Raw genomic sequence first — 16,428 nt, forward strand, 5'->3', positions numbered from 1 at the left:
CGGTGTTGGGCTGTCCCGGAGTGCGGTGCGGGGATCGCTCTCTCTGCGAGCGCTCTATGCCGCTTCTGCGGCCGCGGCTGCATTTCTGGGATATCTCTTCACAGTGTTGGTACTGGTAAACGCCAACGCCGCTGATGCTGACGCAGTGCGGATGCCGCTGTGGCATCTGGCCGTCGCAGTGGCGTTGGCCGCGGCCGCAGCTGGTGGGGTGTGGGCGCTGATGTTCCAGAAGCGCCCTGCTGGCAAAGACCAGCCGACGGCCTCTGGCACTGTGGGCTTGCGGCGGGGCGAAAAGGCCGTATGGGTCCGCAGTGTTGGCCCCCGCTGGCTGGTAGCCGCCGGGATGCTGGGCGCGGTTGTCGCCGTGGCAGCTGGAGTACTCGGATGGAGCCCTGGATTTTGGCTGTGGCCCATAGGGCTGCTGTTCGCGGCTGTGGCCGCCACCCAGGTGAGTATTGGTGGCGAGGGACTGACCATCCGACCGCCGTTGCTCCGAGTACCCCGGGTTCATATCCCGCTTCAGCGGATCGAGAGGGTGTGGGTCGCGCAGGCGCGGCCATTGCCCGATCTTGGAGGCTGGGGCTATCGGGTCGCCAAGGGCAGGCGCGGGCTTGCGCTGCGATCCGGGGATGCGGTGTGGCTTGACCTGAATGATGGCGGGCAGTTCGTCGTGGTCGTCGATGACGCTGCGACGGCTGCCGGGCTGCTGGGGGACCTACTGACCAAGGACACCCGACAGGACATCTGACATGCTCATCCGTATCGACACCTGTTCTACCCTCCCGCTGGCAGAGCAGATCGCCGCCTCTGTACGGCGGGCGCTGGCCGACGATGCTGTGCGTGTCGGTGAGCGACTGCCCGCCGCTCGGGAGGTGGCACGGCTTCTCGAGGTCAATGTGCATACTGTCCTGCGGGGCTACCAGCAACTGCGCGATGAGGGGTTGATCGACCTCCGGCGTGGCCGGGGCGCCGTGGTAATCGCCGCCCCGGCCCAAGCACGACTGCACGAAGTCGCCTCTCAGCTGGTGACCGAGGCTCGTGAGGCCGGTTTCTCGGAATCCAGAACCGTCGCCTTGTTGCGCTCCTCTTGGAAGGAGGCTCGGTAATCCGCGGGCGGCTTGCGTGCACGCAACTCCCCGCCCAGTGGCAGGCACAGAAGAAGCAGGCCTGCCCACATCGCCAGAGCGAAACTCCACAGGCCCATCATGGTGGCGATGCGAAGATGGAAGCACACGCCGGCTGTCAGGAGCATGTAACGCACCCGCTGGGGTAGCAGCAGCGTCACCGCCAGGGAGATCTCGATGAAGAGCGGGACCCAGGTCAGTGCGGCGACGCCGATGGGGTTGTCGAGTACCGGGCCGACCAACGTGTGCAGCCACCCGGATGCACCGAAGGCCAGGCTGTTGCCCCAATACCACATCCCAGTGCCGTCGGCCCACTCTGCGTGCGGCAGCTTCGAGACGGAAGATTGGAAGTACACGAACGACATCTGCAGACGCACCACGACCAGGGAGCTGGCCCCGGCCATCAACACCCACCGCGGCTGCGTGGCCTCGGAGCCGGCAGTACTCCAGTGCCATCGCCGGCGGTCGCCGAGAGCGGGCAACACCAGCAGAAGGGTCAATACGGTGGTCATCTGGTCGCCGCCGTCACCGATTGCGATGCCGGTGAAGACACTGAAGCTGATGTACGCGTGGGGAAGTGCGGTCAGCCGTGGCCGCCAGCCGCTGGCCACGGTGAGCAGGACCGCTACACAGGCCCACCGCATTCCATCCAACCCGTCGCTGGAAACGAGACAAAACGCTCCTCCAGCTTCGATTCCGTGGCACGTGGGGTGGTTGCCCTGGAAGGCCACTGGGCGGAAGAGGGTTGCGGAATCGCTGAAGGCCAGGGTGAGGAGTGTGCCGAGCGCGAGAAGGGTGCGGGCTAGTACTCCAGCTGTAGATCGTGATCTTCATGTCTGGGCTGCGGCTTGTCGCCGGTAGTGACTGGTGCGTGATCGTGCCTGGTGGCGTCGGCGCCAGCCGGACCAGGCAAGCCGGTGGGCCGCGTCGTGGACGGGCCGGACGACGAGTGCGATGAACAGGCGGCAGATCTCGTTGCAGGACAGCGGGATCAGGCCGTCCGGGGTGGGTCGGTGTGCGTGTTCGTCGGCGCGGACGACAGCGAGGAAGGCGTGGGCCAGCATCGCGAGGGTGACCCAGCAGGCCCAGGAGGGGTAGCGGCGGACCTGGTGCTCATCCAGCCCGGCCAGCCCCTTCTCAGTTTGGAAGGTCTCCTCGACTCTCCATCTGGAGCCTGCGACCTTGACCAGGGTGGCCAGGGATGCCGACGTGGTGGAGTGACAGCGGTAGTAGGCGAGTTCACCGGTGCTGCGGTTGCGGCGGATCAGCAGCTGGTGGCGGCCCGGGGCCGGCTCGGCGAGGTCGATGACGGCCCAGTCGTAGAACCGCTGCCCCTTCGCGCCGCGCCCGGCCGAGAGTTTCTGCCAGGCCCACTTCGGCACCTTCTTCGCCAGGGCATCGGCGCGGAACTTCCCTGCACCGGTGGGTACTTCGGCTGAGCAGGCCACCGCGAGGACGTAGCCGATGCCGCGTTCCCCCAGAGCCGTACGGAGTTTCGGGTTGCCGCCGTAGACCTCGTCCCCGGTGACCCAGCCGACGTGGTGTCCGGTGTCCAGGAAACGTTCGATCATCGTGCGGGCCAGGTCCGGCTTGGTCGCGAAGACGGTGTCCTCGCCGAGTCCCGCGGCCCGGCAGCGGTCCGGGTCGCTCGTCCAGGAGCGCGGGATGTACAGCTCCCGGTCCACTGCCGCGAGCCCGCGTGTCCCGGGGTAGACGAGGTAGACCGCGACCTGGGAGTTCTCGATTCGCCCGGCCGTTCCGGTGTACTGGCGCTGGACCCCGACCGTGTGGGTGCCCTTCTTCACGTCGCCGGTCTCGTCGACCACCAGCACGGCGGCCTCGTCGTGGAGGTGTTCGACGACGTATTCGCGCACGTCATCGCGGACGGCGTCGGCGTCCCAGACGGCCCGGCACAGCAGATGCTGCATGCCGTGCGGGCTGCTCTCCCCGGCCCACTCCGCGATCGTCCAGCAGTTCTTTCTCGGCAGGTCCGACAGCAGCCCCAGCACCAACCGTCCGGCCCGCAGACGGGGTTCGACCCGCGCGAACCGGCCCGCTATACGGCCCATGGCCACCTCGAACGCCTCCCGCCAACGGACGGGATCTATGCTGTGACCTGCGGCCACCGTCTCATCGTTACTCCACACAAGTCACGATGATCAACGGTGGCCGCACCCGTCTCCACACCAGCCCCGACCAGCAAGATCACGATCTACAGCTGGAGTATTAGCGCTAATGGCTGTTCCGATGGTCCCCAAGGCCGTGGAGGCCCGCGAGTTCACGGAAACTGAAGGACTTTCCGTGGGAACCCGAGGGCGGACGGTCGTGTTCTCGTGGGTTCGTGCCCCGGGTTCATGCGAACACGCGGGGTGGGTGCCGAGCGGGCCCACCCCTGGGTGCCTTCCCTGAAAACAGTGCTGCCACCGTAGGAGTCATGAGAGCAGAAGGAACGACACCGGAACCGGAAACCTCTGTGCAGAGTGGGCTCACATCTCTGGGTGAGGTGGCGTGTCGTTATCAGGCGGATGAGATACGCCCGGAGGATCTGCCGATGATCGCTGCTGAGGCGCTCGCAGCCGGACTGGACACCCCGACATTGTGCGAGCTCGCCGGTTGGCCTCGCAACGCGGATGCCCGCGATATTCGCGAAGCGTTCGAGCAAGCACTTACCGAGTCCGGGATCGGGCTGCCGGATCGGGGCCTGGCACGGCGCCACGCTCTGCGCCGGATGGCGGCGAGACTCATCGCTGGAGAGATAACTCCCGCCGACCTGGCGACCGACGACTGGTGGGAGACGGAGGTCGAGACCGAGGCGGAGCAATCGTTCGTGGCGCTGATCCCGCAATGCGATTGCTGCATCGAGTACACCTTGGGGCTTGACCAGCAGACATGGGCGGCCCAGCTGCGGAACGCCGCCCTCGCCCTGACGTCGTCTCCGCCGATCGGCCCCGGATGCTGACTGTGCCTCGCGTGCGCATCCTCAGCAAAGGCGTGGACCGGTCAAGCAGACTCATTGAAGTGGCTGTTCAGCGGCCTGGTGCAGCAGCGCCCGTGCGGAGTCCGCGTAGCGCATCGCGGTCTTCTCGTCGAGCCCGAACACCTCGGCGAGGTGGAGCGGGTCGGGCCCGTGGGTCATGGCCTCTTCGAGTTGGCGGTCGATGCGGAGCCGTTCCAGCGTCGCGTCCTGCCCGCGCATCGCGGCGCTGATCCAGTGGTTACTGGCGCGGCTGGTCTTCGTGGCGGTCTGGTTGTTGATCAGTAGGTGGAGGGTTCGCGGTGTTCGGCCACCGGTGGCGCCGGTGCTCCAGCCAGTCCAGCAGCAGCTTCAGGGTGAGGTCGTCGAGCGGGCGGACACGTCCGGCGATGGTCAGCCGCCGGTTGCCGATGTCGAGGTCGTCGAGCGTGAGGGTGGCGATCTGGGCGACCCGGGCGGCGTGGACCGCTGCGAGGGCGAGGATGAGCCGCGTCGCCGGGGTGGTGGCCGCCGCGACGGAGCGGTCGACCTGCTCGGGGACGAGCGGTTGCAGCACGGCGTACTCGTATTGCCCGACCTTGATCCGGCTGGTGGGGTTGCGGAAGATCAGCCCGTTCCGCTTGGCCCAGGTGAACAGCGAGCGCAGGGCGATGAGTTGGTCGTGGCGCTGGCGGCCGTGCAGTGTCTTGATGTAGGCGAGGACGTCGTCGCGGGTCACCTCCCGCAGGTGGTCGTAGGGGTTCGACCATTCCAGCAGGGCCGGGCGGACCCGGTTGAGGTAGAGCCAGACCGTGCCTTCCCGTCGCGGGAGGCTGCGGGGGCCGCCGTCCCGCAGGACGCGGGTCCAGCGCTCGGCCTCCGAGCGGATGCCGGGTGCGAGACCCTCCAACCTCTCGGCGAGCCAGCGTTCGAAGGAGGGTTCGCTGTCGTCCTCGAAGATCCCCATCTCGTCCAGGACCGTGACGGTGTGGCCGACCGGTAGGTCCAGGGCCCGCAGCGGGGCGAAGATCTCCGTGTGTCGGATGAAGTCGCCCTCGACGTAGCCGGTGAGGACGAGGGCCAGGCCGCGGTTGACGGCGAAGCGGATGTTACGTCCCCAGCCGCGGGCCTCGGCGAGCCGGTGGGCGAGGTACTTTGCCCAGGCCAGCCACGGGCTGGCCAGGTCGGCGTCGGCCAGAGCGAGCCGGCTGTAGTCACGGAGGATCTGTGTGAACAGCGGTAGCTGCCGCCAGCTGGGATCCGGGCGCCAGGCCGGTGCAGGGGGCGGCTTGGGCGGGGCTCCCCGCCGTCCTCCGCGGGGCCGAGCCGCGGGGGTCGCTCTCCTGCGGTAGTGCATCCCGACGAAGAACAGTTGGTGATGCCGGACGGCGGCGAGTCGGTCCCGCACGTCCGTCTCGTCCGTGGGCTGGCCGACGACGGCCTTTGCGCTGAGGCGGGCCTGGCACCAGCACAGGCGGCAGTATTTCCACTTCAGCGGCTGGACGCGGTGGCAGCCGGTGCATGCGGCCGCGTCGTGGCCGCGGCCGAACATGTAGCAGGTGGGGCAGAGGCGGCCGCTGAAGTTTCCCCAGGCCAGGCAGCTGTCGCAGGAGTCGGTGGGCTTGACGTAGCCCTTCGGGAACCGTGCCATCGGCTCACTCCGGCGGCAGCGACCGGCCGTCCCGGCGCTTGGGGATCACCTTCGGTGCGGCGGTTCCCGCGCCGACCGCGGCCCGTTCGGTCTCCTCTGCCTGGCCAGGGCGGCGGACCTTCTCCGGTTCGGGGATCAGCAGGTCTCCGATCTCGCAGCCGAGGACCACGCAGATGACGTCCAGGTCCTCCAGCTTGAGCGAGACCGGCTGGCCGGACCACAGCCCGGACATCTTGCCGGCTGAGATCACCAGGCCGTGCTCGGCCAGGCTCCGCTGGAGTTCGGACGCCTTCCAGATGCCCTTGTTCGCGGCGGTCAGCCGCAGGTTCCACCTCATCGGGCCAGTCCTTCCAGCCGCTTCGCGGCCCGTTCCATCCCGGCGACCCAGGCGTCCTCGACCCGGGTCTGCTGCACGTGGATATACCGCATGGTCGTAGCGATCCAGGAATGTCCTAAGACCTCCTGGATAGCGAGCAAGTCCAACCCGTTTCCGTAGAGTTGGGACGCGCAGAAATGCCGCAGGACGTGCGGTGTCAACCTGCCCGTCCAACTCGCCAGATGAGCCTGGACCGCGTTGTCGAGCCCGTTGCGCAGGGCGTCGTCGCCGACCCGGCGGGCGGAGCCGTCGGTGTTCTTGCGCTCAGAGGGGAACAGCGGGGCACCAGGGCGAGTGTGATCGTCATCGAACTGGCCCCACACGTCCTCGATGAACCAACGCAGTGTCCGGTCGGCACCATTGATCAGCGGAACCATCCGCTCGCGCGGCCCCGAGCCACGGGCCCCCTTGCCGTGGCGGACGTGGAGTTTGCCGAAGCGGCCCAGGTCCCACTTGATGTCGTCCAGGTTGAGCCCACATGCCTCGCTCGCCCGCAGGCCGACCTGGGACATCAGCTTCGAGGCGGTGTAGTTCCGGGCGGTGGGGGCGAACTTCCGGCAGGTGGCCAGCTCGCCGCCCCAGCCGGTGAACAACGTCCCGATCTCCGGCTCACTCGGCGGGATCCGCAGCTGGGCGTCCTTGGCCCCGCGCGGCCGGTTCATCTCGTCGATCGGGCACTCGACCACCCGGCCGGTCATCCGGTGGACTTCGACCTTGTGTCGCAGCTCCAGGAACATGAAGTACGTACTCAACGCCTGCGACCGGCCCAGCCGGGTGCCGCTGGGCGAGTGCCGCAGCACCTTCCCGAAGTACACGTCCGCGTCAGCGGGCTCCATGTCCCACAAAGGCCGGCCGAACCAGGTCCTGATCTGATCCAGGTGACCGACGTCCCCGCGGATGGTGCCGTCCGCCAGCCCTGCTGAGGCCCGCGCGAGAACGAACCCGGACAGCACATCGGTCTCGAACCGCTCCAGCTCCTCAGCCGACGCGGGCGCCCAGTGCTCACGCAGGTCCCGTACGACTGCCAGCGCCGCCAACCCGAGCCTCCTCACCTTCGACCCGACTGCGAATCGGTCGGACGAGATGAGAACGCTTCAAGAATCCCGAAGTTACGTCACAAGCCGGCAGAGCACACGAAGGAGGAAGAACCCGCTGGCCACGGGCCCAGGGACTCAGCGGGGCTCAGGGGAACTCACGGGATGTCGCACAGAAGCGGGCACTGCTGGTCGAGACGGGGACGATCGTCCCACCGTCCGCCTTCCTTGTCCCGGTCGACTTCGAGAAGGCGTCCGCCCGGTCACTTGCCGATCACCTCGTGCAGGCCGGCTTCGACCCGGGCCGACCCTCCCTGGTCAGCTGGCTCGGGGTCACGATGTACCTGACCTCGGAGGCCATCAGGCAGACCCTTGCCGTCATCAGCGGCTTCGCACCCGGAACAGAACTCATCGTGGAACATCTCCTCCCGGCCGAACTCCGCGACGACACAGGTCAGGCGTATGCGGAACTGGTCACGGCAGCGGCGGCCGAGCAGGGTGAGCCATGGAAAACGTTCCTCAGCATCGAGCAGATGGACGCCCTCCTGCTTGAACACCGGCTCCAGCCGATCGAGTACGCCCGGCAACGCGAGACGATCGATCCTGCGGAGTGGGAACGTACCGACGCGCTCCGCCCGTGCGAGTTGTCCGTCCTCGCCCACGCGAGTGTCCCCGCCCGCTTGCTCAACACGACCTGACACGAGCTCGACGACAGGAGCGGCCACTGCCCGCCGTCCCCCTGTCCGTTCCTTCTGCTCTCCGGCACCCATCACCTCCCCACACCGGGCCAGGGCCAGTCCGCCGGGGTTGGCAACGCTGGCCGTTGTCCGACTCCGCCGCCTGGGCAACTGGCGTACCACGTAGGCTGCGGCCATCAAGGGAGCCCGGGGGAAGAGACTGCAGGTCATGGCAACGGGAATACGGAATCGGCGGTGGCTGCCGAGCAGGTGGACGCTGGGGGTCGCGGCTGTGGTGCTCGCTGCCGTCGCAGGGGTCGGCTGGCTGGCCAAGCCGATGTGGCAGCCCTGGTGGTACGCCGCGTCGCTGTGCGGGGGCAACCTGTCCGGCGGCGATCTCGCCGAACTGCTGCCGAACGAACGTCTACGGGCGGCCAAGGACACCTTCGGATCCGGGGGCGACGCGCTCAGGTGCGGGGTGGACGAGAGCGACGGCCGGCACTTCGTCCTCGATGTCGAGGCACAGATCGACAATGGCGAGCGGCTGGGCCCCCTGGCCATGGAGTTCATGGTCCCCAGGGACCTCCACTACGTCTACGGCAGCTCAGTCCCGGGCTTCTACGGCAAGTTCGGCCCCGTGATCATCCAGGAGTGTCCGAAGCTCGGCCGCGATTCCGAGGGGCGCAAGCGTCGCCTCGTCACCAAGGTGTACACGCACGGAGTGGAGAGTGCTCCCTCTCCTCAATCCCTGCGCACGGCCGTGCGTATCGCCAACGGTGCCAACACCGAGATTGGCTGCGGGGCCGACCCCCTGCCACTGCCGGACCGTGTCGAACCCGTCCGGAAGCTGTCCCTGAGCCAGGCGGAGAACACGATGTGCGGCTGGTTGGCCCGGAGGGCGCTGCCCAAGAGCCCGTCCGGCAAGGAGTGGCGGGTCGTCGCGCCCACCGGCGAGCGGGCCCCGATCACCAACTGCTCGCTGATCGACTCCGGTACGGGCGAGTCCGCCTTGAACCTCAGCGGCTGGTACGGCGACTGGACCGATGAGCCTTTCGAGACCCTGCTCATGGAAAAGGTGGAGATCCCGGAGGGGCTCAGCGCTCGCGACGCGCTACTCGGCGGCGACTTCGGTCGCGCCAAGGCCCAGTGTGCCGGGGAGTCCGCGAACTTCCTCGCCACCAGCCAGGGCCGGGACCGCTCTCGGCCGGTGCTGCCGATGAGCGAGGTTCGGAGGCTTCTCACGGGGTTCGTGGAGGACCAGAGCAAAAGGCGCGGGTGCACCGACCTGGAACTGCCCGGCCACACGGTCCACCCCGGTTGGCGCTGACGGCTCAGCCGCACGGGGAGCAGCGGGCGCGGAACGCCGCCGAGTCACATTGCACACCTGGTCTCGTCAGGAGAACGAAACAGACCGCCTCTCATTTTGAGCGGCTGAGACAGCTCGCCTCCAGCCCACCGCACCAGTCCGGCACGTACCCGGTGTCCGGCACTGCCGAGTCGGTGGGAATCACGGTGGGCCCGTGGTTGGCGCCGGCGAAGACCTTACCCGCACCGAGCGCCGCGGCAAGGTCGCACAGTGCGGCGGCGCTGATCCACCAGGGGCGACAGGACCGTTCTTGGGGGGGTTGACTTCCTCAGGGAGACGACATTAGATGTGCCAAACCGGTTACCAAACCGGTTTGCAACTCCTCTTGGAGGTCCCCATGGCTGTCTCGATCGGTGATGTCGCCCATCGAGCCGGCGTCAGCCGGACGACGGTCTCCCACGTCATCAGCGGCAAGCGTCGCGTCAGCGAGGCAGTGACCAAGCGTGTCCGCAGCGCGATGGAGGAGCTGGGGTACGTCCCCAGCAGAACGGCGCAGAACCTGGCCCATGGGACCACCCGCACCATCGGCCTGCTCGTTCCGGACATCGGGAACAGCTACTTCGCCGACATCGCCAAAGGCGTGGAGGGGGCCGCGATACGGCGCGGCTTCAATGTCGTTCTCTGCAACACCGGCTGGAACCTCGAGCGCGAACTCTTCTACATCGAGACGCTGAGATCCCGGGCCGTGGACGGCGTCGTCTATGCCGCAGGAGTTCCGGCGCCCTCCTCCCAGCTCACCGAGATGCTGGCCGGAATGCCGGTCGTCGCGGTCGACGAGGAACTCGGCGATGTCGCCCTCGCCACCATTGTCTCCGACAACGAGGCGGGGGGCCGTATGGTCGCAGAGCATCTCGCGGACCTCGGGCACACCCGAGCACTGATCGTCGGCGTGAATTCCGGTCTCGAAAGCGCCAGACGCCGCGTGGAGGGTTTTTCCGCCGTATGGGAAGAGCGCACCGGATCCCTACCGAGTATGGTCGAGGGATCGTTCGAGGAGAAGTTTGGTTACCACGCGGTCAAGGACCGCGCCCCCTCCATAGGCCGTGACGCGGTCACCGCCGTTTTCGCCCTCAACGACATGGCCGCTCTCGGCGTCCTGCGGGCGCTGGCAGAGGAAGGGCTGTCCGTGCCCGACGAGTGCTCGGTCGTCGGGTTCGACGATATTTTCACCGCCCGACATACCACCCCCGGTATCACCACCGTCCGGCAGGACGCGGTGGCCATGGGCTCCATCGCCGCTGACACGCTGCTCAACGTCCTCGACGGCGCTTCCGACGGCGGCCCGGTGCGTGACCGGGTTCTTCCCGTCTCTCTTATCGAACGCCAGACGACGGCGCTCGCTCGTCCGAGCGGATCATAAGGTGCGGACGGCGGCGGCGACCGAGTCGAGGCAGGATTCGGCCGTCTTTCCGAAGAGCACGGATCCGCGATTCACAATTCGATCCGAAAATCCTGGGCGCGTATTTCCCGTTATCGTGTTCCGTACACATGAGAAAGAAAGGCAGGGCGCCGTGCGATCCAACCTTGCTCGTTCGAGATCTGTGGCCCTCCTCGTGGGACTCATAACCGTTTCGATGGCAGCCTGCAGCACCTCGACCGCGGGGTCCTCGTCGAAGGACTCCAAATTCGATGTCACCTACGTCATGTCGGACAACCTTGGCGACAAGGGTTTCAATGACTCGGCCGCTGCCGGATTCAAGAAGGCGGAGCGCGAGGGGTTCGGTACGAAGCTCCTGCAGGCATCGCCCACCGACCCGCAGCTGTGGCGCCAGAACCTGGAAGCGGTTTCCGGCTCCGGCAAGTACCGGCTCGTCTTCACCGGTCCCGGAATGCACGACAACCTCGCGGCCGTGGCCCCGCAGCACCCGGACCAGAAGTACGTCTTCTTCGACGACGAGCTGAAGGCCCCCAACGTCCTGTCGATCCGCTACGCGCAGAACGAGGGTTCGTACCTCGCGGGCGTGCTCGCCGCCACCGCGGCCAGCGACCCCGAGTCGTTCCCGCTGGTCAAGGGAACCAAGAAGATCGGCGTCGTCGCCGGGGAGGACCTGCCGCCCATCCAGGACTTCATCATCGGCTTCAAGCAGGGCGTCGCCGAGGTGGATCCCGACATCCAGGTCAAGGTCTCCTACGTCGGCAATTTCAACGACGCACAGAAGGCGTACGACCTGACCACCACGATGTACGGCTCCGGCGCCGACGTGGTCTACAACGTCTCCGGTCCGGCGGGCCTCGGCATCCTCAAGGCCGCGGCGGACACCAACCACTACGCGATCGGGGTCGACTCCGACCAGAACGCGCTGTACCCGAAGAACGTCCTCGCCTCGATGCTGAAGCAGATCGGCGCCTCGGTCCACGACTCGATCCAGAAGGAGCAGAGCGGAGACCTCAAGATGGGCGAGACGGTCATCTACGGCCTCAAAAACGACGGTGTCGGCCTCGTCTACAACGACGAACTCGTGCCCGCGAAGGTGAAGCAGGCCATCGACGACGCCAAGCAGAAGGTGATCAGCGGCGAGGTCAAGGTCAAGTCCAACACCTTGAAGTAGCCACCTCCCGGCGCAGCCGCCGTCCGGTCCGCCAGCCCTCGGCCCGGACGGCGCAGCTTCCCAGCCACCCTCACCCCTGACCATCGGAAGGAACGACGTGGACGGCAACACTCCCGGTGGGCCGGTTCTCCAACTGAACGGAATCAGCAAGATATTCGGCCGAAAGGTGGCCATCAGGTCCATGGACCTGGAGGTCGCCCAAGGCGAGGTGCACGCCATCTGCGGCGAGAACGGCGCCGGTAAGTCCACGCTGATGAACATTCTTGTGGGGTTGCACCAGCCCGACTCGGGCACCATCCGGATCCGTGGCGCGGCCGAGCGCATCGACGGTCCCGCGGACGCCTCCCGCCTGGGCATCGGCATGGTGCACCAGCACTTCACACTCGTGCCGTCCATGACGGTGGCCGAGAACGTCTACCTCGGCCGGCAGCCCCGGCGCTGGGGGATCCTGGCGGACCGCGAGGCGATGCGCACCTCCTGCCGGGCGCTGCTGGAGCGCTACGGCTTCGATCTGGACCCTGACCAGCGCGTCGGCTCGCTCACGGTCGGGCAGCGGCAGCGGGTGGAGATCATCAAGGCGCTGGCCTTCGACGCCGACATCCTCATCCTGGACGAGCCGACCGCGGTGCTCACCCCGTCCGAGGTGGACGAGCTGATGGGCATCATCGCGAATCTCCGGGAGCGCGGCTGCACCGTGCTCTTCATCACGCACAAGCTGCGGGAGGTGAAGGCGGTCGCCGACCGGGTGACCGTGATCCGTCACGGCGAGAGCGTCGGCACCCGGTCCACCGAGGGGCTGGCGGAGGCGGAGATCGCCAGTCTCATGGTCGGGCGCTCGGTCTTCCTCGCCGAGCGCAAGACCACGGTCCCGCGCACCGACGGTGTGCCCCCGCTTCTCAGGCTCGACCGGCTCACCTGCCAGAACGAGGAGGGCAGGCGGGTGCTCGACGAGGTGAGCCTGGCTATACGCCCGGGCGAGGTGCTCGGCATAGCCGGTGTGGAGGGAAACGGCCAGACGGAGCTGGCGGAGGCCGTGACGGGACTCCGTGCCGTCTCCTCCGGCGCCGTCGTGTTCGAGGAGCGGGATGTGACGTCCTGGCCGGCGCACCGCCGGCGCCAGGCCGGATGCGCGTTCATCCCGGAGGACCGGCTGGACCGCGGACTGAGCGTGGCGATGTCCGTCGCCGAGAACCTCGCGGCGTCCAACTACCGACGGGCGGGTCTCACCAGTCGCGGGCTCGTCTCCCGCCAGGGGCTGGAGGAGTTCGCCCACCAACAGATCGACCGCTTCGACATCCGCGGTGCCAGGCCGGAGACCCCGGTGGGCACCCTGTCCGGTGGCAACATGCAGAAGGTCGTGGTGGCCAGGGAGCTGGCCCGTGAGCCGAGCCTGCTCGTGGTTGCCCAGCCGACCCGCGGAGTGGACATCGGGGCCAGTGAGTTCCTGCACCACCAGATCCTCGCGGCGGCCGCCCGCGGTACGGCCGTACTGCTGATCTCTTCGGAGCTGAGCGAAGTGCTCGCCCTGTCGGACCGGATCGGCGTGATGTTGAAGGGCAGCCTGGTGGACGTACTGGACGCTGCCGAAGCCACGGAGACCCGGATCGGCCTGCTGATGAGCGGCGGCGGACAGGAGGCCGCGTGATGATCCCCCAAGAGACCGCGAAACCGGAGGCCGCCGCGAACGCGGCAGCGGGCGACGCGGCGCTGTCCGCGGCCCCCCGACGGGCCCAGGGTCTGTGGGAAGCGGTCCGCAAGCCCCTGCTGGCCGCGGGTCTGACCCTCGCGTTCGGTTTCCTGATCGTCGTCCTCGTCTCGGACCAGCCGCTGCTCGCCTACGAGCAGTTGCTGCTGGCGAACTTCTCCACGCCGGCGGCCATCGGCTCGCTGCTGACCAGGACGTCCTTCCTGCTGATGATCGCGCTCGGCATCGTGTTCGCCTTCCGGGCCGGTGTGTTCAACGTGGGTGGCGAGGGCCAGCTCTACGTGGGCGCCGTGAGCGCGGCGGCCGTGGGGCTGGCGCTGCCGGACCTGCCCGGGGTAGTGCTGATCCTGCTGTGCCTGGCGGCCGGTGTGCTGGCCGGGGCGTTCCTGGGATGGATCCCGGCCGAGTTGAAGGTGCGGTTCGGTGTCGACGAGGTCGTCACCACGCTGATGCTGAACTTCATCGCCATGCTGCTGACCTCCTACCTGGTGGCCAAGCCGCTGCGGGATCCGCAGGCGTACGGCGCGACCAGCAAGATGCTGCCCGAGCAGGCGGCGCTGCCGGGGGTGCCCGGCCTGCAGGGGGCCAACATCGGGCTGCTGATCGCGTTGGTCCTGGTACCCCTCGCGTGGCTTGTGCTCTTCCGCACCACCTGGGGTGCCGATCTGCGTGCCTCGGGCACCAACCAGCGGTTCGCGGAGACCGTCGGGGTGCGGGCGCACCGCGAGATCGTCCGGGCGATGCTGCTCTCCGGCGGCCTCGCCGGTCTGGCCGGGGCGGTGTACGTCCTGGGGACCGGGCACCGGTTCGAGCAGAACTTCTCCCCGGAGTTCGGCCTGATCGCCCTGACCGTGGCCCTGCTCGCCCGGCTGCATCCGGTCGGCGTCCTGCTGGCCAGCCTGTTCTACGCCGTGATGCTCAACGGGGCCGCCTACATGCAGATCGCCACCGATGTGCCGAGGTCCCTGGTGAGCCTGCTCACCGGTCTGCTGGTCCTGTTCATGACCGTCGAGGTGCGGCGGCGGCGCCGGCGCGGCCTCAGCAAGGAGGTGTCGTCATGAGCGAGTTCCTGTTCGCCGCCCTGCTCCAGACCACGCCGGTGCTCCTGGCGGCCCTCGCCGCGCTGTTCACCATGCGGGCGAACATCCTCAACGTGGCCGTGGAGGGCATGATGCTGATGGCGGCCTTCACCGCCATCGCCGTGGGGCTGATGAGTGGCAGCATGCTGCTCGCCCTGCTGGCGGCGGTTGGCGCCGGCCTGCTGATGGCCCTGCTCTTCGGGGTGTTCACCCTCGGCCTGAACACCAACCCGCTGGTCGCGGGCCTGGGCATCAACCTGCTGGCCGGAGGTATCACGGTCTTCCTGCTGGAGCGGGTCTACGACAACCCCGGCGGGCTGCGGCCCGACTCATTCCCCGAGCTGTGGAAGATCGAGGGTGCCTGGCTGAAGGCCGTCCCGGTCATCGGTCCCGCACTCAACGGGCAGAGCGTCATCGTCTTCCTCGCTCTGCTCCTGGTGCCGGTGTGCTCGCTGGTGCTGTACCGGACGCGTTTCGGCTACACCCTGCGCGCGGCCGGGGAGGACGAGCACGCGGCCAAGGCCGCCGGGATCAACGTGCCACGGGCCAGGCTGGTGTCGGTGCTGATCAGCGGTCTCCTGGGCGGGCTGGCGGGCGCCCAGCTCGCGATGGCCACGCTGCACTTCTTCCTGCCCGACATGACCAGCGGCCGGGGGTTCCTGGGACTCGCCGCGATGCTCTTCGGCGGGGCGACCCCGGGCGGCTCGTTCGCGGCGTCCGCGTTGTTCGGCACGGCCGGAGCCGCCGCCGACCGGCTGCAGGGCGGAGCGATCCCGAACCAGCTCGTGCTCGCGGTCCCCTACATCGCGGCGATCCTGGCGCTGACCGCCGCCCGGATGGGGCTGTTGCAGCGGCTGCGCGCCAAGCGGATGCGAACCACGTGATCGCGGGGAGCGCCCCGCCCGCCCCACCAGCCGACCCCAAGATCCACCGCAGAAAGGCACCACCCCCATGACCATCCCTCTGCTCTACGACTGTGACCCGGGCAATGACACGGCCGTCGCGATCATGGCGGCGGCCGGGCACCCGGAGATCGATCTGCTGGCCGTGACGACAGTCGCCGGGCACTCCCCCGCCGAGCAGTCGGCGCACAACGCCGCGATCGCCGTACACCACGCGGGCTCCGCTGTCCCCGTGACCCGTGGCAGTGAGAAGCCGCTGGTCAGGGATCAGGTGCTGGCGGGCATCGTGGATCTGGAGCGCGGTCTCGACCGGTTCCGGGACGATCTGCCCGCGGTGGAGCTCGACTCGCGCCACTCTGTTGATCTGATCGTCGAGACCGCGCGGGAGCACCCCGGCCTGGTCGTCGTGGCGAGCGGTCCGCTGACCAATATCGCCTCGGCGCTGCGCAAGGACCCCGGTGTCGCCGGAAACATCGCCCGGGTCGTGACCTTGAGCGGCGCCTGGGGCCTGGGTGGGAAGACGGCCGCGGCCGAGTTCAACGTCTGGTGCGACCCCGAGGCGGCTTCCGTGGTCTACGGCAGCGGGTTGCCGCTGACCGTGCTGCCGACGGATGCCACCACCACCGTTCCGATCGATGACCCGCTCATCAGCCGGGTCGCCGAGCCGGGCACAGCCTCGGCCGTCCTGTCGGCGGAGCTGCTGAGTTCCCTGAAGACCACGCATCGCACCGGGGTGTTCGGCCCCACGCCCGTCCCCCTGCACGATCCGTGCGCCGTCCTGTACGCCGCGGACCCCTCACTGGGCCAGAGCGTGACGGTGCGTGCCGATGTGGAGCTGGCCGGCAGGTACACGTACGGGCGCACCGTGATCGATCTCGGCGGGAAGTCCTCGGAGGAGCCCAACGCCGATGTGGTCATCAGGCTGGATGCCGCGCGCGTCCATGACGCCCTCGTGGACGCCCTGAGGAGGTTGCCCGCCCGGGCCGGTGTCTGATCCGCCCCGGTCTCGCAC

General features: G+C 68.1%; 15 protein-coding genes and 2 pseudogenes. 11 read left to right on the forward strand and 6 right to left on the reverse strand.

Annotated elements, in window-relative coordinates; genetic code table 11:
- Positions 1-103: 103 nt before the first annotated feature.
- On the forward strand, positions 104-748 hold the full coding sequence (locus BGP73_RS22930) for a hypothetical protein (RefSeq protein WP_139134585.1): 645 nt from the start codon (positions 104-106) through the stop codon (positions 746-748).
- A 1-nt stretch (position 749) separates the two neighbouring features.
- Positions 750-1,106 carry a GntR family transcriptional regulator gene (locus BGP73_RS22300; RefSeq protein WP_079127662.1) on the forward strand — a complete coding sequence of 119 codons (357 nt, stop codon included), beginning with the start codon at positions 750-752 and terminating at the stop codon, positions 1,104-1,106.
- On the opposite strand, the pseudogene BGP73_RS18630 reads toward BGP73_RS22300, so the two are convergent.
- Positions 1,019-1,933, reverse strand: a pseudogene (locus BGP73_RS18630) (sporulation-delaying protein SdpB family protein); the annotation flags it as partial. The gene BGP73_RS22300 and the pseudogene BGP73_RS18630 overlap by 88 nt on opposite strands.
- A gap of 21 nt (positions 1,934-1,954) precedes the next feature.
- Positions 1,955-3,193, reverse strand: coding sequence for an IS701 family transposase (locus tag BGP73_RS18635; RefSeq protein WP_079127685.1), 1,239 nt, complete (start codon positions 3,191-3,193; stop codon positions 1,955-1,957).
- 482 nt (positions 3,194-3,675) lie between these two features.
- On the opposite strand from BGP73_RS18635, the gene BGP73_RS18640 reads away from it, so the two are divergent.
- A complete protein-coding gene (locus BGP73_RS18640) occupies positions 3,676-4,083 on the forward strand; it encodes a hypothetical protein (RefSeq protein WP_069816391.1) in 408 nt (135 codons plus the stop codon).
- A 51-nt stretch (positions 4,084-4,134) separates the two neighbouring features.
- Here the strand turns inward: BGP73_RS18640 and BGP73_RS23670 are convergent, their stop codons facing one another.
- Genes BGP73_RS23670 through BGP73_RS18655 form a run of 4 tightly spaced genes read right to left on the reverse strand, consistent with a single transcriptional unit; the run spans position 4,135 to position 7,141 of the window.
- Complete coding sequence (locus BGP73_RS23670; protein ID WP_244501259.1) at positions 4,135-4,320, reverse strand: hypothetical protein; 186 nt, start codon at positions 4,318-4,320, stop codon at positions 4,135-4,137.
- Between the two features lie 19 nt (positions 4,321-4,339).
- The gene (locus BGP73_RS18645; protein WP_244501260.1) at positions 4,340-5,728 is read right to left on the reverse strand and encodes a hypothetical protein; all 1,389 of its coding nucleotides are present in this window, start codon (positions 5,726-5,728) and stop codon (positions 4,340-4,342) included.
- 4 nt (positions 5,729-5,732) lie between these two features.
- On the reverse strand, positions 5,733-6,065 hold the full coding sequence (locus BGP73_RS18650; RefSeq protein ID WP_069816392.1) for a helix-turn-helix domain-containing protein: 333 nt from the start codon (positions 6,063-6,065) through the stop codon (positions 5,733-5,735).
- Positions 6,062-7,141: a tyrosine-type recombinase/integrase gene (locus BGP73_RS18655; RefSeq protein WP_069816394.1), complete on the reverse strand. Its 1,080-nt coding sequence runs from the start codon at positions 7,139-7,141 to the stop codon at positions 6,062-6,064. Before BGP73_RS18655 ends, BGP73_RS18650 begins: the two co-directional genes overlap by 4 nt.
- 179 nt (positions 7,142-7,320) lie before the next feature.
- On the opposite strand from BGP73_RS18655, the pseudogene BGP73_RS18660 reads away from it, so the two are divergent.
- The 8 genes and pseudogenes from BGP73_RS18660 to BGP73_RS18695 all read left to right on the forward strand — a co-directional run.
- Positions 7,321-7,836: pseudogene (locus BGP73_RS18660) on the forward strand (class I SAM-dependent methyltransferase); the annotation flags it as partial.
- A 208-nt stretch (positions 7,837-8,044) separates the two neighbouring features.
- Complete coding sequence (locus BGP73_RS18665) at positions 8,045-9,142, forward strand: hypothetical protein (RefSeq protein WP_244501261.1); 1,098 nt, start codon at positions 8,045-8,047, stop codon at positions 9,140-9,142.
- Positions 9,143-9,518: 376 nt separating this feature from the next.
- Positions 9,519-10,541 (forward strand): LacI family DNA-binding transcriptional regulator, encoded by a 1,023-nt coding sequence (locus tag BGP73_RS18670; protein ID WP_069816395.1) that lies wholly within the window; start codon positions 9,519-9,521, stop codon positions 10,539-10,541.
- Positions 10,542-10,755: 214 nt separating this feature from the next.
- Positions 10,756-11,730: a BMP family lipoprotein gene (locus BGP73_RS18675; RefSeq protein ID WP_079127665.1), complete on the forward strand. Its 975-nt coding sequence runs from the start codon at positions 10,756-10,758 to the stop codon at positions 11,728-11,730.
- A gap of 97 nt (positions 11,731-11,827) precedes the next feature.
- The gene (locus BGP73_RS18680; protein ID WP_069816398.1) at positions 11,828-13,375 is read left to right on the forward strand and encodes an ABC transporter ATP-binding protein; all 1,548 of its coding nucleotides are present in this window, start codon (positions 11,828-11,830) and stop codon (positions 13,373-13,375) included.
- A complete protein-coding gene (locus BGP73_RS18685) occupies positions 13,375-14,496 on the forward strand; it encodes an ABC transporter permease (protein WP_079127666.1) in 1,122 nt (373 codons plus the stop codon). The genes BGP73_RS18680 and BGP73_RS18685 overlap by 1 nt, the downstream gene beginning before the upstream one ends.
- Positions 14,493-15,398: an ABC transporter permease gene (locus BGP73_RS18690; RefSeq protein ID WP_069816401.1), complete on the forward strand. Its 906-nt coding sequence runs from the start codon at positions 14,493-14,495 to the stop codon at positions 15,396-15,398. Before BGP73_RS18685 ends, BGP73_RS18690 begins: the two co-directional genes overlap by 4 nt.
- A gap of 67 nt (positions 15,399-15,465) precedes the next feature.
- Positions 15,466-16,410: a nucleoside hydrolase gene (locus BGP73_RS18695; RefSeq protein ID WP_069816403.1), complete on the forward strand. Its 945-nt coding sequence runs from the start codon at positions 15,466-15,468 to the stop codon at positions 16,408-16,410.
- Positions 16,411-16,428: the final 18 nt, after the last annotated feature.

This window comes from Streptomyces sp. TP-A0874 (assembly GCF_001748085.1).
Classification (GTDB): domain Bacteria; phylum Actinomycetota; class Actinomycetes; order Streptomycetales; family Streptomycetaceae; genus Streptomyces.

Coding starts and splice junctions, on each gene's coding strand:
- BGP73_RS22300 (WP_079127662.1), top strand. CDS start 750: ATGCTCATCCGTATCGACACCTGTTCTACCCTCCCGCTGGCAGAGCAG.
- BGP73_RS18635 (WP_079127685.1), bottom strand. CDS start 3,193: ATGGGCCGTATAGCGGGCCGGTTCGCGCGGGTCGAACCCCGTCTGCGG.
- BGP73_RS18640 (WP_069816391.1), top strand. CDS start 3,676: ATGATCGCTGCTGAGGCGCTCGCAGCCGGACTGGACACCCCGACATTG.
- BGP73_RS23670 (WP_244501259.1), bottom strand. CDS start 4,320: ATGCGCGGGCAGGACGCGACGCTGGAACGGCTCCGCATCGACCGCCAA.
- BGP73_RS18645 (WP_244501260.1), bottom strand. CDS start 5,728: ATGGCACGGTTCCCGAAGGGCTACGTCAAGCCCACCGACTCCTGCGAC.
- BGP73_RS18650 (WP_069816392.1), bottom strand. CDS start 6,065: ATGAGGTGGAACCTGCGGCTGACCGCCGCGAACAAGGGCATCTGGAAG.
- BGP73_RS18665 (WP_244501261.1), top strand. CDS start 8,045: ATGGCAACGGGAATACGGAATCGGCGGTGGCTGCCGAGCAGGTGGACG.
- BGP73_RS18670 (WP_069816395.1), top strand. CDS start 9,519: ATGGCTGTCTCGATCGGTGATGTCGCCCATCGAGCCGGCGTCAGCCGG.
- BGP73_RS18675 (WP_079127665.1), top strand. CDS start 10,756: ATGGCAGCCTGCAGCACCTCGACCGCGGGGTCCTCGTCGAAGGACTCC.
- BGP73_RS18685 (WP_079127666.1), top strand. CDS start 13,375: ATGATCCCCCAAGAGACCGCGAAACCGGAGGCCGCCGCGAACGCGGCA.
- BGP73_RS18690 (WP_069816401.1), top strand. CDS start 14,493: ATGAGCGAGTTCCTGTTCGCCGCCCTGCTCCAGACCACGCCGGTGCTC.
- BGP73_RS18695 (WP_069816403.1), top strand. CDS start 15,466: ATGACCATCCCTCTGCTCTACGACTGTGACCCGGGCAATGACACGGCC.